Below are 18,096 nucleotides of genomic sequence, written 5' to 3'. Positions count from 1 at the left end.
ATGGGCTACGTTGGAACTTTGAAAGTAGGCGAGGTGCAACTCGCCTACCGGCTCGATGGCGAAGGTAGCAGGCCGCTCATCTGCATTCACGGTGTCGGCTCCTATAAGGAGGCGTGGGACGGTGTGGTGGACCCATTGAAGAACGACTTCACGATCTTGACCTTCGACCTGCGCGGCCATGGCGCATCGTCTCGCATCAAGGGTCGCTACGAAATCGAGGACTTCGTGCGGGAGGTGATTGCGCTCGCCAACCATGTGGGGTTCAAAACCTTCTCGCTTGCCGGCTTTTCTCTCGGCGGCCTCATTGCCCAGAAACTGGCGCTGACCCATCAGGAGCGCGTCGACCACCTTATCCTGCTGTCGACCGTCGCCGGTCGCACACAGGAGGAAAAGGACCGCGTGGCAGGCCGTCTTGCGGCATTGACGGCAGGCGAACCCGGTTCTCACTACGACGCATCACTATCGCGCTGGCTGACCGAAGAGTTCCAGCAAAACAATCCCGACAAGATCGCCCGCCTGCGGGCGCGAAATGCCGAAAACGACCCGGATTGTTACGCCGCCGCCTATCGGGTGCTTGCGGAAACAGACCTTGGCGAGGAATTATCGCAGATTGGCGTGCCGACGCTGATCGCAACCGGCGAAGACGATAGCGGCTCCAATCCGCGCATGGCCGGCTTCCTCCATAGCAAGATCGCGAACTCTATGCTCAGGATCCTTCCGGGTCTGCGTCATTCGATCCTGACGGAAGCGCCCGAACTCGTTGCGTCCATCATGCGTGATTTTCTGAACAAAACGAGGAAAGCTCATGGATAAGCCCCTGCAGCAGGCAGGCGAAGCCGTTCGTCGTAAGGTTCTCGGCGACAGCTACGTCGACCGCGCGCTAGAAAAGGCCGACGACTTCTCGCGGCCTTTCCAGGACATTCTCAACGAATATTGCTGGGGCATGGCCTGGACGGATGATGCTCTCGACCTGAAGCAGCGCAGCCTGCTCAATCTCGGCATGTTGGCCGCGCTTGGGCGCATGCATGAATTCCGCATCCATTTCCGCGGCGCCCTTCGCAACGGTCTGACCGAGGCGGAACTGCGCGCAGCGCTCACCCAGATCGCGGTCTATTGCGGCATTCCGGCCGGCGTCGAAGCCTTTCGCGCCGCTCAGGAAGTGCGCGCGGAAATGCAGAAGGAAGCTCAGGCATGATCGTCGAGGAGCGCATCTATCGCATTCGTGGCGGCAAGATGCAGGAATATCTGAAACTCGTGCGCGAGGAAGGTATCGCCATTCAGGCGCCGATCCTCGGTAACCTTATCGGCTATTTCGTCACGGATATCGGTCCGCTCAGCCAAGTGATCCACATGTGGGGTTATGCAAGCCTCGACGATCGAGCAGAACGCCGCGGCAAGCTGGCGGAGGATCAGCGCTGGCAGGCCTTCATCCCGCGGCTCTCGGTCCTGATCGAAAGCTCAGAAAACCGCATCCTGCTACCAACCGATTTTTCGCCGCTGCGGTGAACCGAAGTGCAGTCACCACCGCAACCTGGCTTGCCATCCCTGCCCAACATCTAACAAAGGAATGACCGAGATGGTCGAACTCAATGTCCGCAAATATGCAACCTTCGTGGAAGAAACGCTGATCGAGGGCGGGAAGGCAGCCGACAGGCCGATCCGCTCGGTCGTCGTCGCAGCAGTGTTGCGCAATCCCTGGGCTGGCCGTGGCTGGGTCGAGAACCTGCGCCCTGAAATCCTCTCGCTTGCCCCTCCGCTCGGTCGCGAACTGACGGACCGCCTGACCGCGCTGATGTCCGCCGATCAGGTGGAAGCCTACGGCAAGGCCGCCGTCGTCGGCGTCAATGGCGAGATCGAGCACGCATCCGGCCTGATCCATACGCTGCGGTTCGGCAACATGTTCCGCGAGGCGGTGAATGGCACGGCCTTTTTGAGCTTTACCAATATCCGCACCGCACCGGGTGCACTCGTTTCGCTGCCGATGATCCACAAGAGCGAGACCGGCAAGCGCTCGCATTTTCTTACAGCCACCTTCCAGATGGTCGATGCGCCCGCTCCCGACGAAATCCTCGTCGCGATCGGTGCCAGTGACGGCTCGCGCGCGCATCCGCGTATTTCGGACCGTTTCCAGGACATGGAAGAAATGGCGAAGGATGCCGCCGCCAAGGCATCCTGATCTCGACAAGCGTCCCTGCGACATACTAGCCGGCCCCTTGAAGGGGTCGGCGAGACAGCCTCAAGGCCCATTAGATGACCCTCCTATATCACGCAGATCCCGAGCGCGGCGCCGAATGGGCTCAGTTGTTTGCCGAAAGGGCGCCAGAAATCCCGTTCGAGTATCGTCCGGATGCAATCGCACCGGATGCTGTGCGTTTCCTTGCCGTCTGGCATCCGCCGGCGGGCATGCTGCAGCGCTACAGCAATCTGGAAGTTCTTTTTTCGCTGGGCGCCGGCGTCGATCAGTTCGATCTCGGCGACATTCCGCAAGACTTACCGTTGGTGCGCATGATTGAACCCGGCATTGCCGAGGGGATGGCGGAATATGTCTCGCTTTCCGTCATGCTGCTGCACCGGCATTTTCTGGATTATGTCGGTCAGCAACGGGCTGAGGTCTGGAAGCTGAAGCGTTTTCATCCGTCCTCCCGCCTGCGGGTGGGTTTTCTGGGCGCCGGCATGCTTGCCCAGGCGGCCATTGCCAGACTGTGGCCGTTCGGGTTTACGCTCAGCGCCTGGAGCCGCAGCGAAAAGACGATCGAAGGCGTTACTTGTTATCACGGAGAAGACGGGCTGAACGCCTTCCTGCCGCAATGCGACATCCTCGTCTGCCTTTTGCCGTTGACACCGGAGACGCGCGGCATGTTGAACGATGCGCTGTTTTCGAAGCTTCCGAAGGGTGCCGCCCTCATCAACTGCGGACGCGGCCAGCACCTTGTCCACAACGACCTTCTCGCCGCCCTGGCAACGGGGCAACTCTCACGCGCGATCCTTGATGTCACCGAGCCCGAGCCTTTGGAGCCGGGGCATCCGTTCTGGAGAAACGAGAAGATCTTCCTCACGCCTCATACCGCCAGCATGACCCAGCCGGATACGGCGGTCGATGCCATCATCGACAACATCCGCCGTCACCGCGCGGGCAAGACGATGGTCGGCCTCGTCGACCGCAACTCTCTTTACTGAACACTTTAAAGGACGACCATGACCAGGCACGGTTTGAAAGACCCTTCGCTTTTTATCGAGAAAGCCTATGTCGGTGGAGAATGGCGGGATGCTGTTTCCGACGAAGCCTAACGATCAGGGCGGTACCGCGTCTACGTCGGATGTAGCCGGAGCCATCGCCGCGAAACTCTGACCTCGGTCGCCTGCGGCTATTAAAGCTGGATTTCCGGTGCGGGCGAAAGCCCGCACTTTTGATGTCAACTCCTCGCATGCCAGTGTGGTATCGGCGATCAACACCATTTCAAGCGACATTGCCGCCTTGTCGATGCGAAAACCGTAATGATGCAGCGGATGGACGATCCGTCTTTTCGTTACGAGATGGCGCCCGTCGGGAGGTTCGGTATACTCGGCTGACCGGAAATAATGCTAACCGTATTTTGCGAAATCCGGGCGGCCCTGTGTAGGGTTGGCGCGTCTGGGTGCCCCATTGCATCACCCTACAGTCATGCAGGACGTAACAGTTTTCAGAAGAAAGCTTCGCCGATGGGCAGGAACCGCCCGCTGTGCGACGATGCGAGGCACCTGCCTGTCCGCCGATATCGGTTGAAAGGCAAAAACCTGCAACACCACCTGGTGCGTGCAATACAGCCAGGACCATCTTAATCCGCAGAAAACTCTGCGCTTTCATCTGATAATTGGAAAACTCAAGAAAAACGGCGGAGGTTCCGGCGCACCTCCGCCATTCATACTTGGTATAGTAACTCAATCGGCTTAGGTTTAATTCGCGGATTTGGCCGCCGTAATCCAACCGTCAAGCAGAGCCTTGTTCTCACTCAGCCACGCATCCGAAAGGCCACGAACCGTTGCGTCACTGCCGCCCTTCTGGCTAATCGCCTGCTCCCAGCTCGACCATGTCGACAGAGGGAAAGACATGTTTTCGACGAAGGACTTCACTTCCGGGTTCTCTTTCAGGAATTCTTTATTGCCGACCGCCGTCCAATTCCAGGCAGCCATTGCCATGCGGCACGGATTTGCAGCGCCAGCGCAACCCTCGACGTTCGCAACAGCGTTCGTTCCCGAGCTTGGTACACTTGGCGGAAGCGCATCGAACGGTGTCGGCAACCATACGACATCCTTGCCTGGCTGCAGCGCCTTGTTCATCCAAGAGGGGCTCCAGGCATAGAAAAATACCGGTTCGCCTCGTTTCGCGCGGGCGACGGCCTCGACCATCAAGGCTTCGTACTTACCGCGAACAGACTTCACCGTATCCTTGAGGCCGAACTTATCGAGCTGGTATTCGACCACGTCGCCGCAGCTCCAGCCGGGATCGCAGTTGATGAGATCAGCCTTACCATCCGTTCCGAACAGTGCTGCTATCTTGGGATCTTTCATCTGGTCGAGTGTCTTTATGTTGTAGGCATCGGCCGTTTTTTTATCGATCAGGTAGCCGTTGATGCCACCGCCCTCGATCAGGCCCTTGCCGATCATGTCCGCCTTGTCGGCCACCTTGCGGAAACCGGGCTCGCGCTGAGGGAAATTGATGTCGGTCGCGATATCGAGATCTCCCTGGGCCACGGCCTGGAAAAACAAGGTCGTGTTGACCGTGCTGAGCTTAACTTTGTAGCCAAGCGCTTCAAAGCCCTTGGTCACGATCTTGGCGACGACATAGTTGGCGCCGAGACTGTCTGACTGCGCAAAGCGAATGGTTTTGCCATCACCTGGCAGTTCCGCGGCAGAAGCGGACGACAAGACTGGAAGAGAGGCTGCGACGATTGTCGAGGCCAGCAAGGCGAATGATTTGAAATTCAGTGTCATAGTTCCCTCTATATGTTTTAGTTTGACGTCTGAAGGGGCGCATTTTCGCCTTACCCTTCGGTTTCAGGCCGGTAGGCGGACTAGGTGGATTTTCAGTCACATGGATTTCAGGAATGGTGCCGCGCTTTCCATGGGAAGCCGAGCAGCTCAGGCAGTTCCGGCCGAAGGTTTCGAGCGGGCTCCCATCAGAACCGTGCTGAGCGTCGTCCGAAACGAACGCTTCGCCTTTGACGTCGCGGGCATGGCGAGCTTTTGCGTGATCCGGTCGAGGATCATGGCAAGAAGAATAATTGCGATACCGCCAACAGCCGCTCGACCCACATCAAGACGCCCAAGCCCCTGCAACACGACAAGCCCGAGCCCTTCGGCTCCGATCATCGCCACCACGACAGACATGACCATCGCCGTCAGAACCGTCTGGTTAAGGCCACCAAGAATCGTCGGGATAGCCAGCGGAAACTGGATTTCCCAGAGGAGTTGGCGCCGGTCGGCACCGAAGGCGAGACCTGCTTCAACCATTTCCGTCTCCACCATGCGAATACCGAGATTGGTGAACCGGATGAGCGGCGGCGCAGCGGCAATCACGACGGCCACTTCGCCGGGCACCGTACCAACACCGAACAGCATGACAACAGGCACGAGATAAACGAAGGTTGGCGTGGTCTGCATGATATCCAAGACTGGCCGGACGACCTGCCATACGCTGTTGTTGATCGCGCACCATATGCCGACCGGAATGCCGATCACTGTCGATATGACGATTGCGGTGCTTATCAGCGACAGCGTTGTCATCGATTCATCCCAAACCCCAAGCGACGCGATGACGACGAAAGAGATCGCGGTAAAAATGGCGATGCCGAGCGAGGCTAGGCGATAGGCGATCAAAAACGACAGGACCAGGAAGATCGGGAACGGGATGGCATGCAGAATGTGGTCGTTGAACGCCAACAGGTTTTCGATCGGCCACTTGATGGCAACAAACAAAGGGCGAAGATTAAGAGCGATCCACTGGACGCCATCGGCAATCCAGGCATCGATCGGAAAGACGGCAAGATCGTTGGCATCAAACATTTTTTTCACCATGCGCTGACGCGGCCGGGGAGGAAGAAGAAGCGATACAGGCGAGGATCTGGTCAGACTCGAGCAGGCCGACAAACCGATCGTCCTCATCGACAACGGCCATCGGCTGCTGCGGCCGGTTCATGCGGGCAGCATCGATCAACTTCGTATTTTCCCGTATCTTGACAAAATCGCGCGACATCAGGCTTTCGCAGGATGACCCGGAATCGAGTTGCAATAGAGCGGCTTGATCGAGCAAGCCGACGACGCGGCCCGAGGGGTCGAGCGCGAAGCCTGCCCTTTTCGTCTTGCCGGCTGTCTGCCCCACAATCTGGATTTCGCCAGAGCGACCGAGCGCCTCGCAGTGCTGCATCACGGCCCGAGCTTCAAAAACCCGCGAGCGGTCAATATCGCGCGTGAAAGCGCTCACATAGTCATTGCGCGGATCGGCGACGATCGCCTGTGGCGTGCCTTCGCGGACCACGGCACCGTCTTTCATGATCGCGATCCGTGTGCCGAGCTTGAGGGCCTCCTGGAAATCGTGGGTGATGAAGACGATGGTCTTGTTGAGGGTTCGCTGCAGACGCAGCAACTCATCCTGCATTTCGGAACGGATCAACGGATCGAGCGCGCTGAACGCCTCGTCCATGATCAAGAGATCCGCGTCAGTGGCGAGCGCCCGCGCAAGGCCAACACGCTGCCGCATGCCACCGGAAAGTTCATGCGGATAATGCTTGGCCCATTTGGCAAGTCCGACGATGGACAGGATTTCCTCAGCCCGCTCGCGACGCTGCTGGAGCGGCACGCCGCGCATCTTCAGGCCGAATTCGGCGTTTTCGATTACCGTCTTGTTCGGCAGCAGAGCAAAATGCTGGAAAACCATGGAAACGCGGCGTCGGCGGATGTCGCGCAACTCGGCCGGTTTCAGCGGCACGATATCACGTCCGTCAAGCAGGATTTTGCCGGCAGTGGGCTCGTTGAGGCGGTTGATGCAGCGCGCCAGGGTGGACTTGCCCGAGCCGGAAAGCCCCATGATCATGTACATCGCGCCTGCTGGCACGCTCAGTGACACGTCGTTCAGCCCCACAACGGCCATGGTCTCGGCCAGGACCTGCTCTTTTCCGGCTCCCGCCTTCAAGAGGTCCATAGCCTTTTCCGGTCTATCCGAAAAAACCTTGTAGAGGTTTTCGATCCGAAGTCGTTCGTTCAATGGTAGCTCCCAAGTTGTTCCCGATCGTTAGGATGATCCTCACCCCCGAATTTTCTTTTATTATAGTCTGAGATTTAGGCATCCACGACGCCGCGACGTCTTCCGACGAAAAAGAGGAAATTTGATCTTCCCCTCCCTATGAAGGGTGGTAGGCCAAGCCGCCTGGCGTGTCGATGGCGACATGGCACTCCGCGCAGCATCACTGGCTACTTTCGATTACTCCACGATAGCATGCGCGACCTTGTCCGCCTCCTCGCGCTTTCCAATCTCCAGGAAAATCTTCGTCTCATCGGCTAAATTGCCTGCGAGAGCAGTGAGATTGGCCAGTCCCTGCGTCACGACAATCCCAACTTGCCGAGGCCACCGCGCAGTACATGATGGGCTGGGTGCGGCGACACACGAGCCGCTGGTGGGGACGGAACGCCGCCGCGCCGGCCTGATGCTCACCACTATTACCTGCTCTATCGTCTATTCGGGCGTAACGTAGCCGCGATTGCGGCAGCAATACTTCCGCCGTTTGACAAAGGTGAGGTGCTCATTGTTTGCATGACGAAGATGCGAGCACTGTCGCTGGCGTGCCAGCGCAAGCTTGCCGATGCGTCAGCTTGCGGAATCAGCGCAATATTGGCCAAAGGACTGGCAATAAGCGCGCGGCCTCCATGGCCTTGCTCTTGATGGGCTGTCAACCTTTGGCCCTCACGAAAATTAGAGCCTTCTCCGTGAATTAACGTTCAGATATCATCGATATGGCGCAGATTTATCCACCTTTTGCAAGAACCTGCATGGCCGGGCTCACCGACCAAGTGTAGATGTAGATTATCTCCATCTGCTTGTTGAGCCTGTCTTGGATCAGATACTCGCCATTCGAACATTTGTCCGCGTTGCCGAAGCTGGGTCCTTCGCCAAGGCGGCGGATACGCTTAACCTGCCCCGGTCATCTGTCAGTAAACTTGTGCAGGATCTTGAGTCGCATCTCGGGACAAAACTGGTGGAGCGCACCACGCGGTCGGTCACGATGACAACCGAGGGCATCGCCTATCACGAGCGTGCGCTGAAGCTGCTCGCAGATCTCGATGACATGGACGGCACTGTCGCCGGTTCCCGCAGCGCGCCAAAGGGAAAGCTGCGTGTCGACATCGGCTCCGTGCTGGCGAACCAGATCCTCATTCCCGCGCTCCCAGACTTTCAGCACCAGTACCCCGATATCGATCTCATGCTCGGCGTCAGCGACCGCCCCGCCGACCTCATCAGTGAGGGTATCGATTGCGTCATTCGCGGCGGGGCGCTGGGTGACTCCTCGATGAAGGCGCGGAAGCTGTGCGAGCTGGACTACGTCATTTGCGCGTCGCCCACCTATCTGGATGGTCTGCAGTTGCCGGAGCGACCTGACGATATCGAGAAGTTTCGGATCGTCTCCTACTTCTCCGCGTCTTCTGGAAAGAGGTTTCCATTGCGCTTTCAGCGCGGTGCAGAGCGAAGCGAATATTTCCCGACCTCTGGCGGCGTTTCTGTCAACGAAAGCACCGCGCATCTGAACGCGCTGCTGTCGGGACTGGGAATTGGCCAAAGCTTCGGATTTCTCGCGCGGCCCCATTTCAAGAGCGGTGCGCTTGTCGAACTCCTACCCGACTGGACGCCGGATAATCATCCGCTGCATCTCGTCTACCCGGCCGATCGATTTCCGAACCCGCGGCTGCGCGCTTTCACAGAATGGGCAGCGAAGATATTCGAAGCGGTAGATGCCAGACGCGATGTGAAGATGCGCACCATCCATCCCCATGGATAATGTCTCCATCCTGAGCAGCTTCTCGTCGCCAGCCTGACAAACTAACTTCTCCTCATCGGACGGCGACGAGGCCAACAACCAACGCCACCTCCCGTACAGTTTCAAAATTTCAACAGGCCGCGCATTCGGGCTGAACCCTTTCGCGCGCCCAGCATCAGGAAAGTAAAATGACCAACAGACTTCAAAACAAGATCGCCGTCGTCACCGGAGCAACCAGCGGCATCGGCCTTGCAACGGCCAAACTTTTCGCTGTCGAAGGTGCACGCGTCTACATCACCGGCCGGCGCAAGGATGCCCTGGACAAGGCGGTGGCCGAGATCGGCCATGGCGCTGTCGGCGTACAGGCCGACTCCGCAAGTAACGAAAATCTCGACAAGCTGTTCGCCCAGGTGAAGGCGGAGCAAGGCCGCCTCGACGCCCTCGTTGTGAACGCCGGTGGCGGCAGCATGCTTCCGCTCGGCCAGATCACCGAGGAGCAGATCGACCACACCTTCGGCCGCAACGTGAAGGCTGTCATCTTCACGGTGCAGAAGGCGCTTCCGTTGATGGGCAAGGGCGCATCCATCGTGCTGACCGGTTCGACCGCAGGCACCGAAGGCACGGCCGCCTTCTCCGTTTACTCCGCCTCCAAGGCCGCCGTCCGCAACCTGGCCCGCTCCTGGGCGCTTGACCTGAAAGGCACCGGCATCCGCGTCAACGTCGTCTCGCCCGGTGCGACACGTACGCCTGGCCTCGTCGAGCTTGCCGGTGACGACAAGGAACAGCAGCAGGGCCTGCTCGACTATCTCGCCTCGCGCATCCCACTCGGCCGCGTTGGTGAATCCGAGGAGATCGCCAAGGCAACCCTGTTCCTCGCCTCTGACGACGCGAGCTTCGTCAACGGCGCCGAACTCTTCGCCGACGGCGGCCAGGCCCAGGTCTAACCCAATAACAGGAGCGGCCGACAGCCGCTCCACCTCTTAATGGAGAGCCAGCGATGCGTGCTGCAGTCTATTTCAAGCATGGGAGGCCTGAGGACGTTCTTCAGGCGGTCGAAGTCGAAGATCTGAAGCGTCCGGCACACAACGAAGTGCTGATCCGGGTACTTCTCCGGCCGGTCCACCACGGCGACCTTCTCGGCATATCCGGGCGCTACCAGCCCGGAGCAGTGGTTTCGAGAGAGGGCGTGCGCGTCGGCTTTGAAGGCTACGGCCTCGTCGAGGAAGCCGGCGATGGCGTCGATCTGAGGCAAGGCACCCGCGTCGCCTTCTTTCCGGGCCGCGGCGCGTGGAGCGAGAAGGCAATAGTCTCTGCTGAATATGTTACCGAAATCCCCGATAAAGTATCAGATGAAGCCGCAGCGCAGCTTCACATCAATCCGCTGACAGCGGCGCTTCTCTTGCGGGCCGTCGAGGCATCCGGCGCGAAACCGGGTCGCGACGTCGTCGTTCTCACGGCTGCCGGATCAGCGGTCGCCAGGCTGGTGATCGGACTGCTGCTCGATCGCGGCTTCGACGTGGTCGGGATCGTCCGGCGCGAAGCCGGCGTGAACGAGATCAATGTGGTGTTTCCGGATTTACCGGTTGTTTCTACCGACAAACCGGGCTGGCAGGACAAGGTCGTTGCGGCAGCCGACGGCCATCCCATCGGCGTCGTGCTCGACCCTGTTGGCGGCGAGACGGCCAGTGCGGTGATCGGCCTGCTCGCCCAAGGAGGGAGCCTTGTGTCCTACGGCGACCTTTCCGGACAGCCGATCTCGGTCCCTGCGCTTTACTTTTCGACGCGCGACATTCGCTTATCGGGCGTGACGGTCGGGCGGTGGGCGGGCCTGCCTGTCGAAATCCGCAAGGCCGATATCAAGCTGGCGCTTGAGCTCGCAGCCAGCAGGCCGGAGCTCTTCCAGGTCGAGCAGGCGTTCGATCTCGCGGATGTGGGCAAGGCTGCCGCCCTCGTGGAGAGGCCCGGCAAATCCGGGACGATTCTGATCGCGTCACGCTAGGCGCCGTGGAACCGATAAACACTATCAGCCAGCCAGAGGAGTAAAAGGCCATGGCCGACCATGAAAAGACACTGCCGACGAACATAACCAGATCTGAAGTGATCTTGCGCCCTGTTACATTTGCCACCGCTGCATTTGCCGCATTCATACGCTCGCGTTTCCATCCCCTGCCAGTCGGGCCGCGACGACTAAGCCGCTGGACCCGGTGCCGCAGACGATGAAGTCAAAGACGTCGCCGGCGAAGTTATGCGGGAAAAACGGATTCGCGGGTGCATTTTTGTCATGGGTAGGTAGTTTCACGTGAGTTCCTCCATGAATTGTTTCAGATGAATTGGCTGGAAGTTCGGGTTGGAGAGGCGCGGAAACGCCGATGGATTTGCGTGAGGCATACGTGTCCCGCCGGTATCTCACTTGGGCAAAGCCGAGCCTTTAAGTTAATTTTGTCGGCGCCATCGGGAGGGTCATCAACCGTCCCGATGGCGCGACGTCGATCATTGCTTTTTTGCTGACACGGTCTTGGCGGCTTTATCGATGGTATCGGCGATGACCGCTGGCTGCGTCATGAAGAGGGCGTGGCTTGCGGAGACCTTGGTGATCTTCGCTTTGATGCGCTCAGCCATGTGAATCAGCATTGCCTGATCGAAGGCCTTGTCTTCGGTCGCAATAACGGCCCAACTGGGCTTAGTGCGCCATGCAGCATTTTCGAGCTTGGTGCCGAACGCAGACATGTTGATCGGCACTTGAGACGAACTCATGAACGCGACATCGGCATCGCTGACGTCGTGTGCAAAGCCTGACTTGAACTTTGCCGGGCTGACATAGCCAAAACCGTCCTTCGTGGTCTCGATAACGAACTCGGACGCCGGCGCAAATCCTTCGTACTGTTGAGCTGTCGTCTCGCCGGCGTCCGGAGAAAGAGCGGAGACATAGACAAGACCCGCGACCTTCTCATCGCTACCAGCTTCCGTGATGACGGTTCCGCCCCAGGAATGTCCGACGAGAATAACCGGGCCGTCCTGCCGCTCAAGCGCACGCTTGGTGGCGGCGACATCGTCTGCAAGCGACGTCAGCGGGTTCTGCACGACGGTGACGCGATAGCCACGCTTCGTCAGGTTGTCATAAACACCCTTCCAGCCGGAACCGTCAGCAAACGCACCGTGCACCAGAACGACGTTTTTCACGGCTTGATCTTTCGGAATGGTGTCGGCTGCATTCGCTGCCGGCAGGGCAACCGACAGCGAGGCTGCAGTTGCGATTGCGGAAATGGTAGTGATGGACTTGCGTGACATGATGCTCTCCTCTCTCTTAATGCGATAACTGTTATCGCGATAACTATAGGTTTTCATATCTTCGGACACGCGTCAATATGATTCTTATCGCGATATTGGTTTTCGTGATAATTTAGGTTATATTGGTGTCTACAGGAGTTCAGAATGACCAAACGCGATAATGATCCCCCGCCCCTGCGCGACCAGCTCTGCTATGCTATTTATACCGCAGGCATCGCTATCCAGCGCGCATACAAGCCGCTGCTTGACGAGCTCGGACTGACCTATCCGCAATATCTCGTTCTGAACGTGCTCTGGGCGGAAGACGAGCAGACGGTAGTGTCGATTGCAGATCAGCTAGCTTTGGAATCCAGCACGCTCACCCCGCTCTTAAAGCGGCTTGAAGCAGCAGGACACCTAAGTCGGACGCGCAACCTGAACAACGAACGGCAGGTCCTGGTGGCGCTGACAGACCAGGGTCGTGCGTTGCAGCACAAGGCAGGCTGTCTCAGCGATACCTTGCTGGCAGCCTCTACCCAGACACCCCCGGAACTGGCTGCCTTGAACCGTGACGTGCGGCATCTTCGTGACGCGATCTACTCGCAGATCGGCGGGTGGGATGCACCCGCCTGACCTGCAAGAGTAGTCGATGGCCAGATCAAGCGGTCGGAACCGTCCCGCCATCAATCACATGCTCGGTCCCGGTGATAGACGCTGCTCGATCCGATGCAAGAAACGCAATCAGATCGGCAACCTCTTCCGGTTTTGCCGGTCGTCCGAGCGGTATGCCGCCGAGCGAGTTCATGATCACCTGCACTGCGGCGGCGTAGTCGATACCCGCTTCCTCGGCGATGCGCAGCGCCAGACCGTTTGCCCCCGGATCGGCGATCCAGCCGGGAGAGACGCGCACCACTCGCACACCCTTCGGAGAAACCTCTTTGGAGACGCTTTTGCTGTAGGTGTTGAGGGCTCCCTTGGCCGAAGCATAGCCAGTCGTCGCCTCCGGTAGCGGAAGGTTTCTCTGGATCGAAGTCACGTGGATGACGACACCGCTTCCCTGAGCGATCATTCCGGGGACGAGAGCCCGATCCAACCGGACCGCGGGGAAAAAGTTAAGGTTGAACTCTTTCTCCCATTCCTCGTCCGTGAGGGCAGCAAAACCACCTGAAGGCGCCGAAGAGCCGCCCAGCACGTTGACGAGAATGTCGAGGCCGCCGAGTTCTCTCTGCACCGCATCGACGACAGTCTTTACCCCCGCCGTGGTGGTCAGGTCGGCCTCGACGAACGCCGCTCCCGCGAAGTCGGCAGGCTTCTTACGAGCGGTGGTCAATACGCTGGCACCGAGATCCTTGAACAGCGCCACGGTTGCAGCGCCGGCCCCCGAAGTGCCGCCAGTGATGAGGGCGCGACGGCCCTGCAGCGTGAGGAACTGTGTCATACGGTGATCTCCAGTTCAGCGACCTTTTCGCCCGCGAGGACGAAGAAGAAGCGCAGATCAATGGGGCTGCCCGGGAAGTCGCCGGCGGCGTGGGCCGTTACCTGGGTTTTCCCGTTTTTGGTGGTCATGAGGAAGGGCTCCACCGTGTAGCTGTATTGCTGAGCTTCATCAGCCATCCATGCAAGGATGGCAGCTCGGCCCCTGTGGGTCTTGCCCTTATCCTTCACAATGCCGTTCTCGGTGAATGTGGCAGCGATCGCATCCGGGCTGCTTGTCCGGTCGGCCTCGAAATACGCCTCGATGGCCTTGGGTAAATTGAGTGTCATGTTCCACCATTCCTGGTTTCAGGCTCTACCAGCTGAGGGCGCCGCCCCCCTTTGGACGACGATGACGGTAATCTAAGACGAACAGGTTGACACGATAACGGGGATAAAAGAGGATGAGGAATTGCGAAAAGAGGGATAATGACACGTTCTGTTCTCGTCGATCTGGACGCCGTTCTCAGCATCGCGCGCCTTGGTTCGTTTCGGGCCGCCGCGCTCGACCTTGGCATGTCCACCACAGCACTCAGCAATGCTATTGCAAAGCTTGAGCAGCGTCTCGGGGTTCGCCTGTTCAATCGAACAACGCGTAGCGTCTCGCTCACCGACGCGGGAAAAACCTTTGCCGAGCGGGTTGGACCGGCAATGATGGACATCCACGATGCCATGCTCTCGGTCCAATCTCTTCAGGAAACCCCGGCAGGGACATTGCGCATCAACGCGTTCGCGACGGCAGCACGCGAGGTGATGGAACCGCTCATCCTGTCGTTCATGCAGCGCTATCCGCAGGTCCATATCGATCTGGTCACGGAAGGACGTATCGTTGACATCGTTGCGGCGGGCTTCGACCTGGGTTTGAGGCCGGCCGATCTGGTGCCGGCCGACATGATCGCCGTGTCACTTGGTTTAAAGCGAAGCAACGCCGTTGTCGCATCACCAGATTTCCTGCGCATTCATGGCATACCAACGGTACCAGCCGACCTGTACCGGTTTCGCTGCATCCGCGCGCGTCTGCCAAACAACGCCTTGTTTCGGTGGAAATTTGAAAAGGACGGGGACGCCATGCAGATCGATGTGCAAGGCTCGATCACCCTCGACGAGTCAAGCCTGGTCAGGATCGCAGCTCAAAATGGCGTTGGGCTCGGGTACGTTATGGAGGCCGATGTACGCGAAGATATTGCTGCCGGTCGACTGGTCCGTGTTCTCGAAGACTGGACACCTGCTTTGGCCCCGCTAGCGCTGTACTACCCCGGTAGAAAAAACCCACCAGCCGCCTTTAGCGCGTTCATCCAAGCTGCCCGCAATTTTGCGAATGGGGGATAGCCTCAATATATCGTGGCACCCTGCGCGAGATCAAATACTTAAGATCGACGTGCATTGGCGGCCATTACGACGCCTTGAAGGGATGTGAACCTTGAGCCTACGCTTTAATTCTTCTAACTCATTGAATATACGGAATAAAGATATGTGGGATTTCCCCGCAGGTCTAGCGAAAGAAGCTTCGAAAGCGGTCACCGTCGGAAATGATTGTCTTTGGGGGAAAAGGCGCCTCGTTGGAGCCGAACGGCATCTGCGCGCGTAATCTCCAGGTATCAGGTATGTTCCAATGCCTTTTGATCTTTGCATCAACCAAAGGGTTGTAGTGCTGAAGGCTTGCACCAATTCCGATGCCCGCGAGCGCGATCCAGACCGAAAGTTGAGCCATTCCAGAGGCTTGCTCTGACCAATCTGGGAAGTGATCAGCGTATAGGGGCCACTGATCTTGTAAGATTCTGATCACATTCCGGTCCTCGAAGAATAAAACAGCTCCTGCTCCAGCTGCGAAGCTGTCGATCTTTCTAAAGGAGTGCTTCTTAGCTTCTCCTTCGACGATATGACTTAGCTCAGACTTCACAATATCCCAGAGTTTTTGATTTTCGTCGCGATGCAGGATCACAACCCGCGAACTCTGCGAGTTAAACGCCGAGGGGGATAGGCGAACCGCCTCGCGAATAAGTGCATCGATCTCCTCGTCGGGAAGCACGATGTTTTTGCCAAGTGAATACTGCGTCCGACGTTTTGCAAGAAGTTGCGCCACCATGATGCGGCTAGCGGATTTTTCGTTTGGCAGCTCCAATTCAATCTCCTGGTTTTCTGTCAAAACAAGCATGAGGCCTGGATCGCCGACGCAATAGCCCGTCAAGGCGAAACCCGTTGTTGCGGAATTACGAACGACGCGACACGCCCTTACTGCGTGGATAAAGTTCGGGCGGCTAATGCGGCAGAATTCCGAGGCAGAGGGCCACCTGCCTTCCCAAAGTCGATCATAATGCCGGGTCAACCTCGTCTCCTATCGCGGCGGTTGAGGGTGATCTTCGCCAAGACTGTAACTTGCGCGGACCGTTAATTCAGCTCGGCCTTATGTTCTGAATGTCATGAGTACGACCGAAGAACGATCTGGGAACTTGACAATTTTTCATGCCCCGTGTTGCAGTAGCTGCAATTACTAGAGGGGAGTGTTGTTGATGGCGGAACCCGAGTCTGTTGAGATACTGGATCTAATCTCTTTCATTCGGGTGGTTGAAACCGGTAGTATCGCGGGTGCGGCCAGCCGTTTGGGGATTGCCAAATCGATCGTCAGCCGCCGCATCAGTCGTCTAGAAAATTTCCTAGGTGCAACACTGCTCACACGTTCCCAAAAGGGAACAGCTCTCACAGATGTTGGCCGCGAGTATCATCTGCGAGCAGCTTCTGGGCTGGCCGAGTTAGAGTCCGCGCAGGAAATGGTTGTGAGGTCAACGACCGAAGCATCCGGTCAGGTCAGAGTTTCCGTTCCCGTAGCTTTCGGAGAGTTCTGTCTCGCTCCACTATTGGCAGAGTTCGCCCTGCTCCATCCGCGGATCCACTTTGATGTACGCTTTGAAGATCGTCAGCCGGATCTAGTAGCCGAGGCGTATGACTTGGCGGTAAGAATCGGAAGTATCCCTGATTCCGTGCTAATTACGCGCAAGCTTGCAAAGGTCCGCTGGGCTGTCGTCGCCAGTCCTTCCTATCTGGAAGCAAGAGGGCGCCCCTCAAAGCCTTCTGAACTGGCGGCGCATAACGCGATCCTCTACTCCTTTGATACGTTCGGCTGGCGTTTTCAAGGTCCGGATGGATGGGAACAAGTCCGCGTGAACTCACAATTCCGCTCAGACAATGGTCAAATGATGCTTTCCGCTGCGCGCGCCGGACTTGGTATCGTGGTCCTGCCTGTCTTCATGGTTCAAGAGTCGCTCGCCAGCGGCGACCTCGAAGAGGTAGTCCCGGGCTATAGTCACGCGGGAGCAGATCTGCACATATTGATGCCGCCAGCCCGCGCGGGTATTGCTCGAGTGCGCGCGCTGGTGAACTTCTTGTATGAGAAATTCGAACGTGAAATCTGACGCGTTCGCAGTCCTTCGAGGTCGATATGGCGACGGATACTAAAGACGAGTCACCCTTTCGAGCAACGAGCCTGAGCCTTAGAAAGCGATTGGCGCTGCCATGGATCGGAGCGTTTCGCTGATAATAGCAGCCACGCACGATAGCACGCCTACACGATCATTTGCTCAGAAGGCGACTGGCGGCGATCCCGTTGCCGTTCTCTAAAGGTCACGACCTGCGATGAGAACCGCAAGGCCAGATGCAGTCATCGACGAGCGGGGCCAACCGAGGTTTTCAAGTGACTTTTCCGATAAGGCGAGCGAGCGAAACCTTAGCCAAATCGGCGAATTCGTGGTGAACTTGCGAAAGTGGATCGGCGGTGCTGAACCGCTCTTCAATCGTGGCCAGCAAGCGAGCACGCAGGTCCGGGTCGGAAATGCTCGCATGTTCGATCAGTGCGCGGATGGCAGTGTCGGTTGCCAGCTTCTGAGCACTCTGCGCAAGGGCGGATTTGTCGCGCGTCTCCCTTTCAAGCTCCGCATGACTCTCCGTCTTTCGGCGCCTAGACCGAAGTCCTTGTTCTTTTTCCCAATAGCGGGCTGTACCGCGCCCCACATAGAGTATGTCCCAGGCGTGCTCTGGATCACCACCCTTGGCCGTATCCGCATCAGCACCACACAGGTGCAAAAATAGCCGACGCATGGCGACGTCCGCGAAGTAAGTTTGGGCGGTGGTGCGCGGTCCAAGTGACTGAAATGCAGCCTCCGATTCCTTTGCCGCCTGGGTGACAGCTGCATGTATCGCATCCATCATAGTTATTTCCGCCTGCTTCAAGGCGTCGACCTTGTCCTGCAAATTACTATCCTTTCGAAAGGTGCTGCATCCAACTAGAGGAGATGCCAACCGGTTTGATCGGATATCTCCATTGGTCAGCTAGATTGGATTTGTAACATTAAGTGGA

At 58.0% G+C, this 18,096-nt stretch carries 19 protein-coding genes; 11 read left to right on the top strand and 8 right to left on the bottom strand.

Going from position 1 to position 18,096, the window contains the following annotated elements:
* The 5 genes from ATU_RS24985 (at window position 1) to ATU_RS24965 (ending at window position 3,177) form a co-directional block, all read left to right on the top strand.
* A complete protein-coding gene (locus ATU_RS24985) occupies window positions 1-813 on the top strand; it encodes an alpha/beta fold hydrolase (RefSeq protein WP_010974484.1) in 813 nt (270 codons plus the stop codon).
* A complete protein-coding gene (locus ATU_RS24980; RefSeq protein ID WP_010974483.1) occupies window positions 806-1,195 on the top strand; it encodes a carboxymuconolactone decarboxylase family protein in 390 nt (129 codons plus the stop codon). Before ATU_RS24985 ends, ATU_RS24980 begins: the two co-directional genes overlap by 8 nt.
* A complete protein-coding gene (locus ATU_RS24975) occupies window positions 1,192-1,506 on the top strand; it encodes an NIPSNAP family protein (RefSeq protein WP_010974482.1) in 315 nt (104 codons plus the stop codon). Before ATU_RS24980 ends, ATU_RS24975 begins: the two co-directional genes overlap by 4 nt.
* Window positions 1,507-1,567: 61 nt before the next feature.
* Entirely contained in the window at window positions 1,568-2,176 is a 609-nt protein-coding gene (locus tag ATU_RS24970; protein ID WP_010974481.1) for an amino acid synthesis family protein, read from the top strand.
* Between the two features lie 74 nt (window positions 2,177-2,250).
* Complete coding sequence (locus ATU_RS24965; protein WP_010974480.1) at window positions 2,251-3,177, top strand: 2-hydroxyacid dehydrogenase; 927 nt, start codon at window positions 2,251-2,253, stop codon at window positions 3,175-3,177.
* Window positions 3,178-3,933: 756 nt separating this feature from the next.
* Here ATU_RS24965 and proX read toward each other — a convergent pair.
* From proX to ATU_RS24950, 3 genes are all read right to left on the bottom strand, one after another.
* Complete coding sequence (gene proX, locus ATU_RS24960) at window positions 3,934-4,971, bottom strand: glycine betaine/L-proline ABC transporter substrate-binding protein ProX (protein WP_010974478.1); 1,038 nt, start codon at window positions 4,969-4,971, stop codon at window positions 3,934-3,936.
* Window positions 4,972-5,118: 147 nt separating this feature from the next.
* Window positions 5,119-6,042 (bottom strand): ABC transporter permease, encoded by a 924-nt coding sequence (locus ATU_RS24955; RefSeq protein WP_010974477.1) that lies wholly within the window; start codon window positions 6,040-6,042, stop codon window positions 5,119-5,121.
* Window positions 6,035-7,240, bottom strand: a complete 1,206-nt coding sequence (locus ATU_RS24950) for a quaternary amine ABC transporter ATP-binding protein (RefSeq protein ID WP_035257031.1) — start codon at window positions 7,238-7,240, stop codon at window positions 6,035-6,037. The genes ATU_RS24955 and ATU_RS24950 overlap by 8 nt, the downstream gene beginning before the upstream one ends.
* Before the next feature lie 844 nt (window positions 7,241-8,084).
* Between ATU_RS24950 and ATU_RS24945 the strand changes: the two genes are divergently transcribed.
* The 3 genes from ATU_RS24945 to ATU_RS24935 all read left to right on the top strand — a co-directional run bounded on the left by ATU_RS24945 (window position 8,085) and on the right by ATU_RS24935 (window position 11,004).
* Window positions 8,085-9,026: a LysR family transcriptional regulator gene (locus tag ATU_RS24945; protein WP_010974473.1), complete on the top strand. Its 942-nt coding sequence runs from the start codon at window positions 8,085-8,087 to the stop codon at window positions 9,024-9,026.
* Between the two features lie 167 nt (window positions 9,027-9,193).
* On the top strand, window positions 9,194-9,949 hold the full coding sequence (locus tag ATU_RS24940) for an SDR family NAD(P)-dependent oxidoreductase (protein WP_010974472.1): 756 nt from the start codon (window positions 9,194-9,196) through the stop codon (window positions 9,947-9,949).
* Between the two features lie 53 nt (window positions 9,950-10,002).
* Window positions 10,003-11,004, top strand: coding sequence for a zinc-binding dehydrogenase (locus ATU_RS24935; RefSeq protein ID WP_010974471.1), 1,002 nt, complete (start codon window positions 10,003-10,005; stop codon window positions 11,002-11,004).
* Window positions 11,005-11,495: 491 nt separating this feature from the next.
* Here ATU_RS24935 and ATU_RS24930 read toward each other — a convergent pair whose 3' ends face one another.
* On the bottom strand, window positions 11,496-12,293 hold the full coding sequence (locus ATU_RS24930; protein ID WP_035257024.1) for an alpha/beta fold hydrolase: 798 nt from the start codon (window positions 12,291-12,293) through the stop codon (window positions 11,496-11,498).
* A 144-nt stretch (window positions 12,294-12,437) separates the two neighbouring features.
* Here ATU_RS24930 and ATU_RS24925 point away from each other — a divergent pair, with 144 nt between their 5' ends.
* Window positions 12,438-12,905 (top strand): MarR family winged helix-turn-helix transcriptional regulator, encoded by a 468-nt coding sequence (locus ATU_RS24925; RefSeq protein ID WP_010974469.1) that lies wholly within the window; start codon window positions 12,438-12,440, stop codon window positions 12,903-12,905.
* Window positions 12,906-12,930: 25 nt separating this feature from the next.
* Here the strand turns inward: ATU_RS24925 and ATU_RS24920 are convergent, their stop codons facing one another.
* Together ATU_RS24920 and ATU_RS24915 are read right to left on the bottom strand one after the other, a co-directional pair.
* Window positions 12,931-13,710: an SDR family oxidoreductase gene (locus ATU_RS24920; protein ID WP_010974468.1), complete on the bottom strand. Its 780-nt coding sequence runs from the start codon at window positions 13,708-13,710 to the stop codon at window positions 12,931-12,933.
* Complete coding sequence (locus ATU_RS24915) at window positions 13,707-14,036, bottom strand: nuclear transport factor 2 family protein (protein WP_010974467.1); 330 nt, start codon at window positions 14,034-14,036, stop codon at window positions 13,707-13,709. Before ATU_RS24915 ends, ATU_RS24920 begins: the two co-directional genes overlap by 4 nt.
* A gap of 138 nt (window positions 14,037-14,174) precedes the next feature.
* Here ATU_RS24915 and ATU_RS24910 point away from each other — a divergent pair, with 138 nt between their 5' ends.
* Window positions 14,175-15,074 (top strand): LysR family transcriptional regulator, encoded by a 900-nt coding sequence (locus tag ATU_RS24910; RefSeq protein WP_010974466.1) that lies wholly within the window; start codon window positions 14,175-14,177, stop codon window positions 15,072-15,074.
* Between the two features lie 163 nt (window positions 15,075-15,237).
* Here the strand turns inward: ATU_RS24910 and ATU_RS24905 are convergent, their stop codons facing one another.
* Complete coding sequence (locus tag ATU_RS24905; protein WP_035257092.1) at window positions 15,238-15,831, bottom strand: nitroreductase family protein; 594 nt, start codon at window positions 15,829-15,831, stop codon at window positions 15,238-15,240.
* 424 nt (window positions 15,832-16,255) lie between these two features.
* On the opposite strand from ATU_RS24905, the gene ATU_RS24900 reads away from it, so the two are divergent.
* Window positions 16,256-17,155, top strand: a complete 900-nt coding sequence (locus ATU_RS24900; protein WP_010974464.1) for a LysR family transcriptional regulator — start codon at window positions 16,256-16,258, stop codon at window positions 17,153-17,155.
* A gap of 274 nt (window positions 17,156-17,429) precedes the next feature.
* Here ATU_RS24900 and ATU_RS26815 read toward each other — a convergent pair whose 3' ends face one another.
* Complete coding sequence (locus ATU_RS26815) at window positions 17,430-17,990, bottom strand: hypothetical protein (protein WP_236762357.1); 561 nt, start codon at window positions 17,988-17,990, stop codon at window positions 17,430-17,432.
* Between the last annotated feature and the right edge of the window lie 106 nt (window positions 17,991-18,096).

This window comes from Agrobacterium fabrum str. C58 (assembly GCF_000092025.1).
GTDB lineage: Bacteria > Pseudomonadota > Alphaproteobacteria > Rhizobiales > Rhizobiaceae > Agrobacterium > Agrobacterium fabrum.
This window is presented reverse-complemented; position numbering and strand designations above follow the sequence as displayed.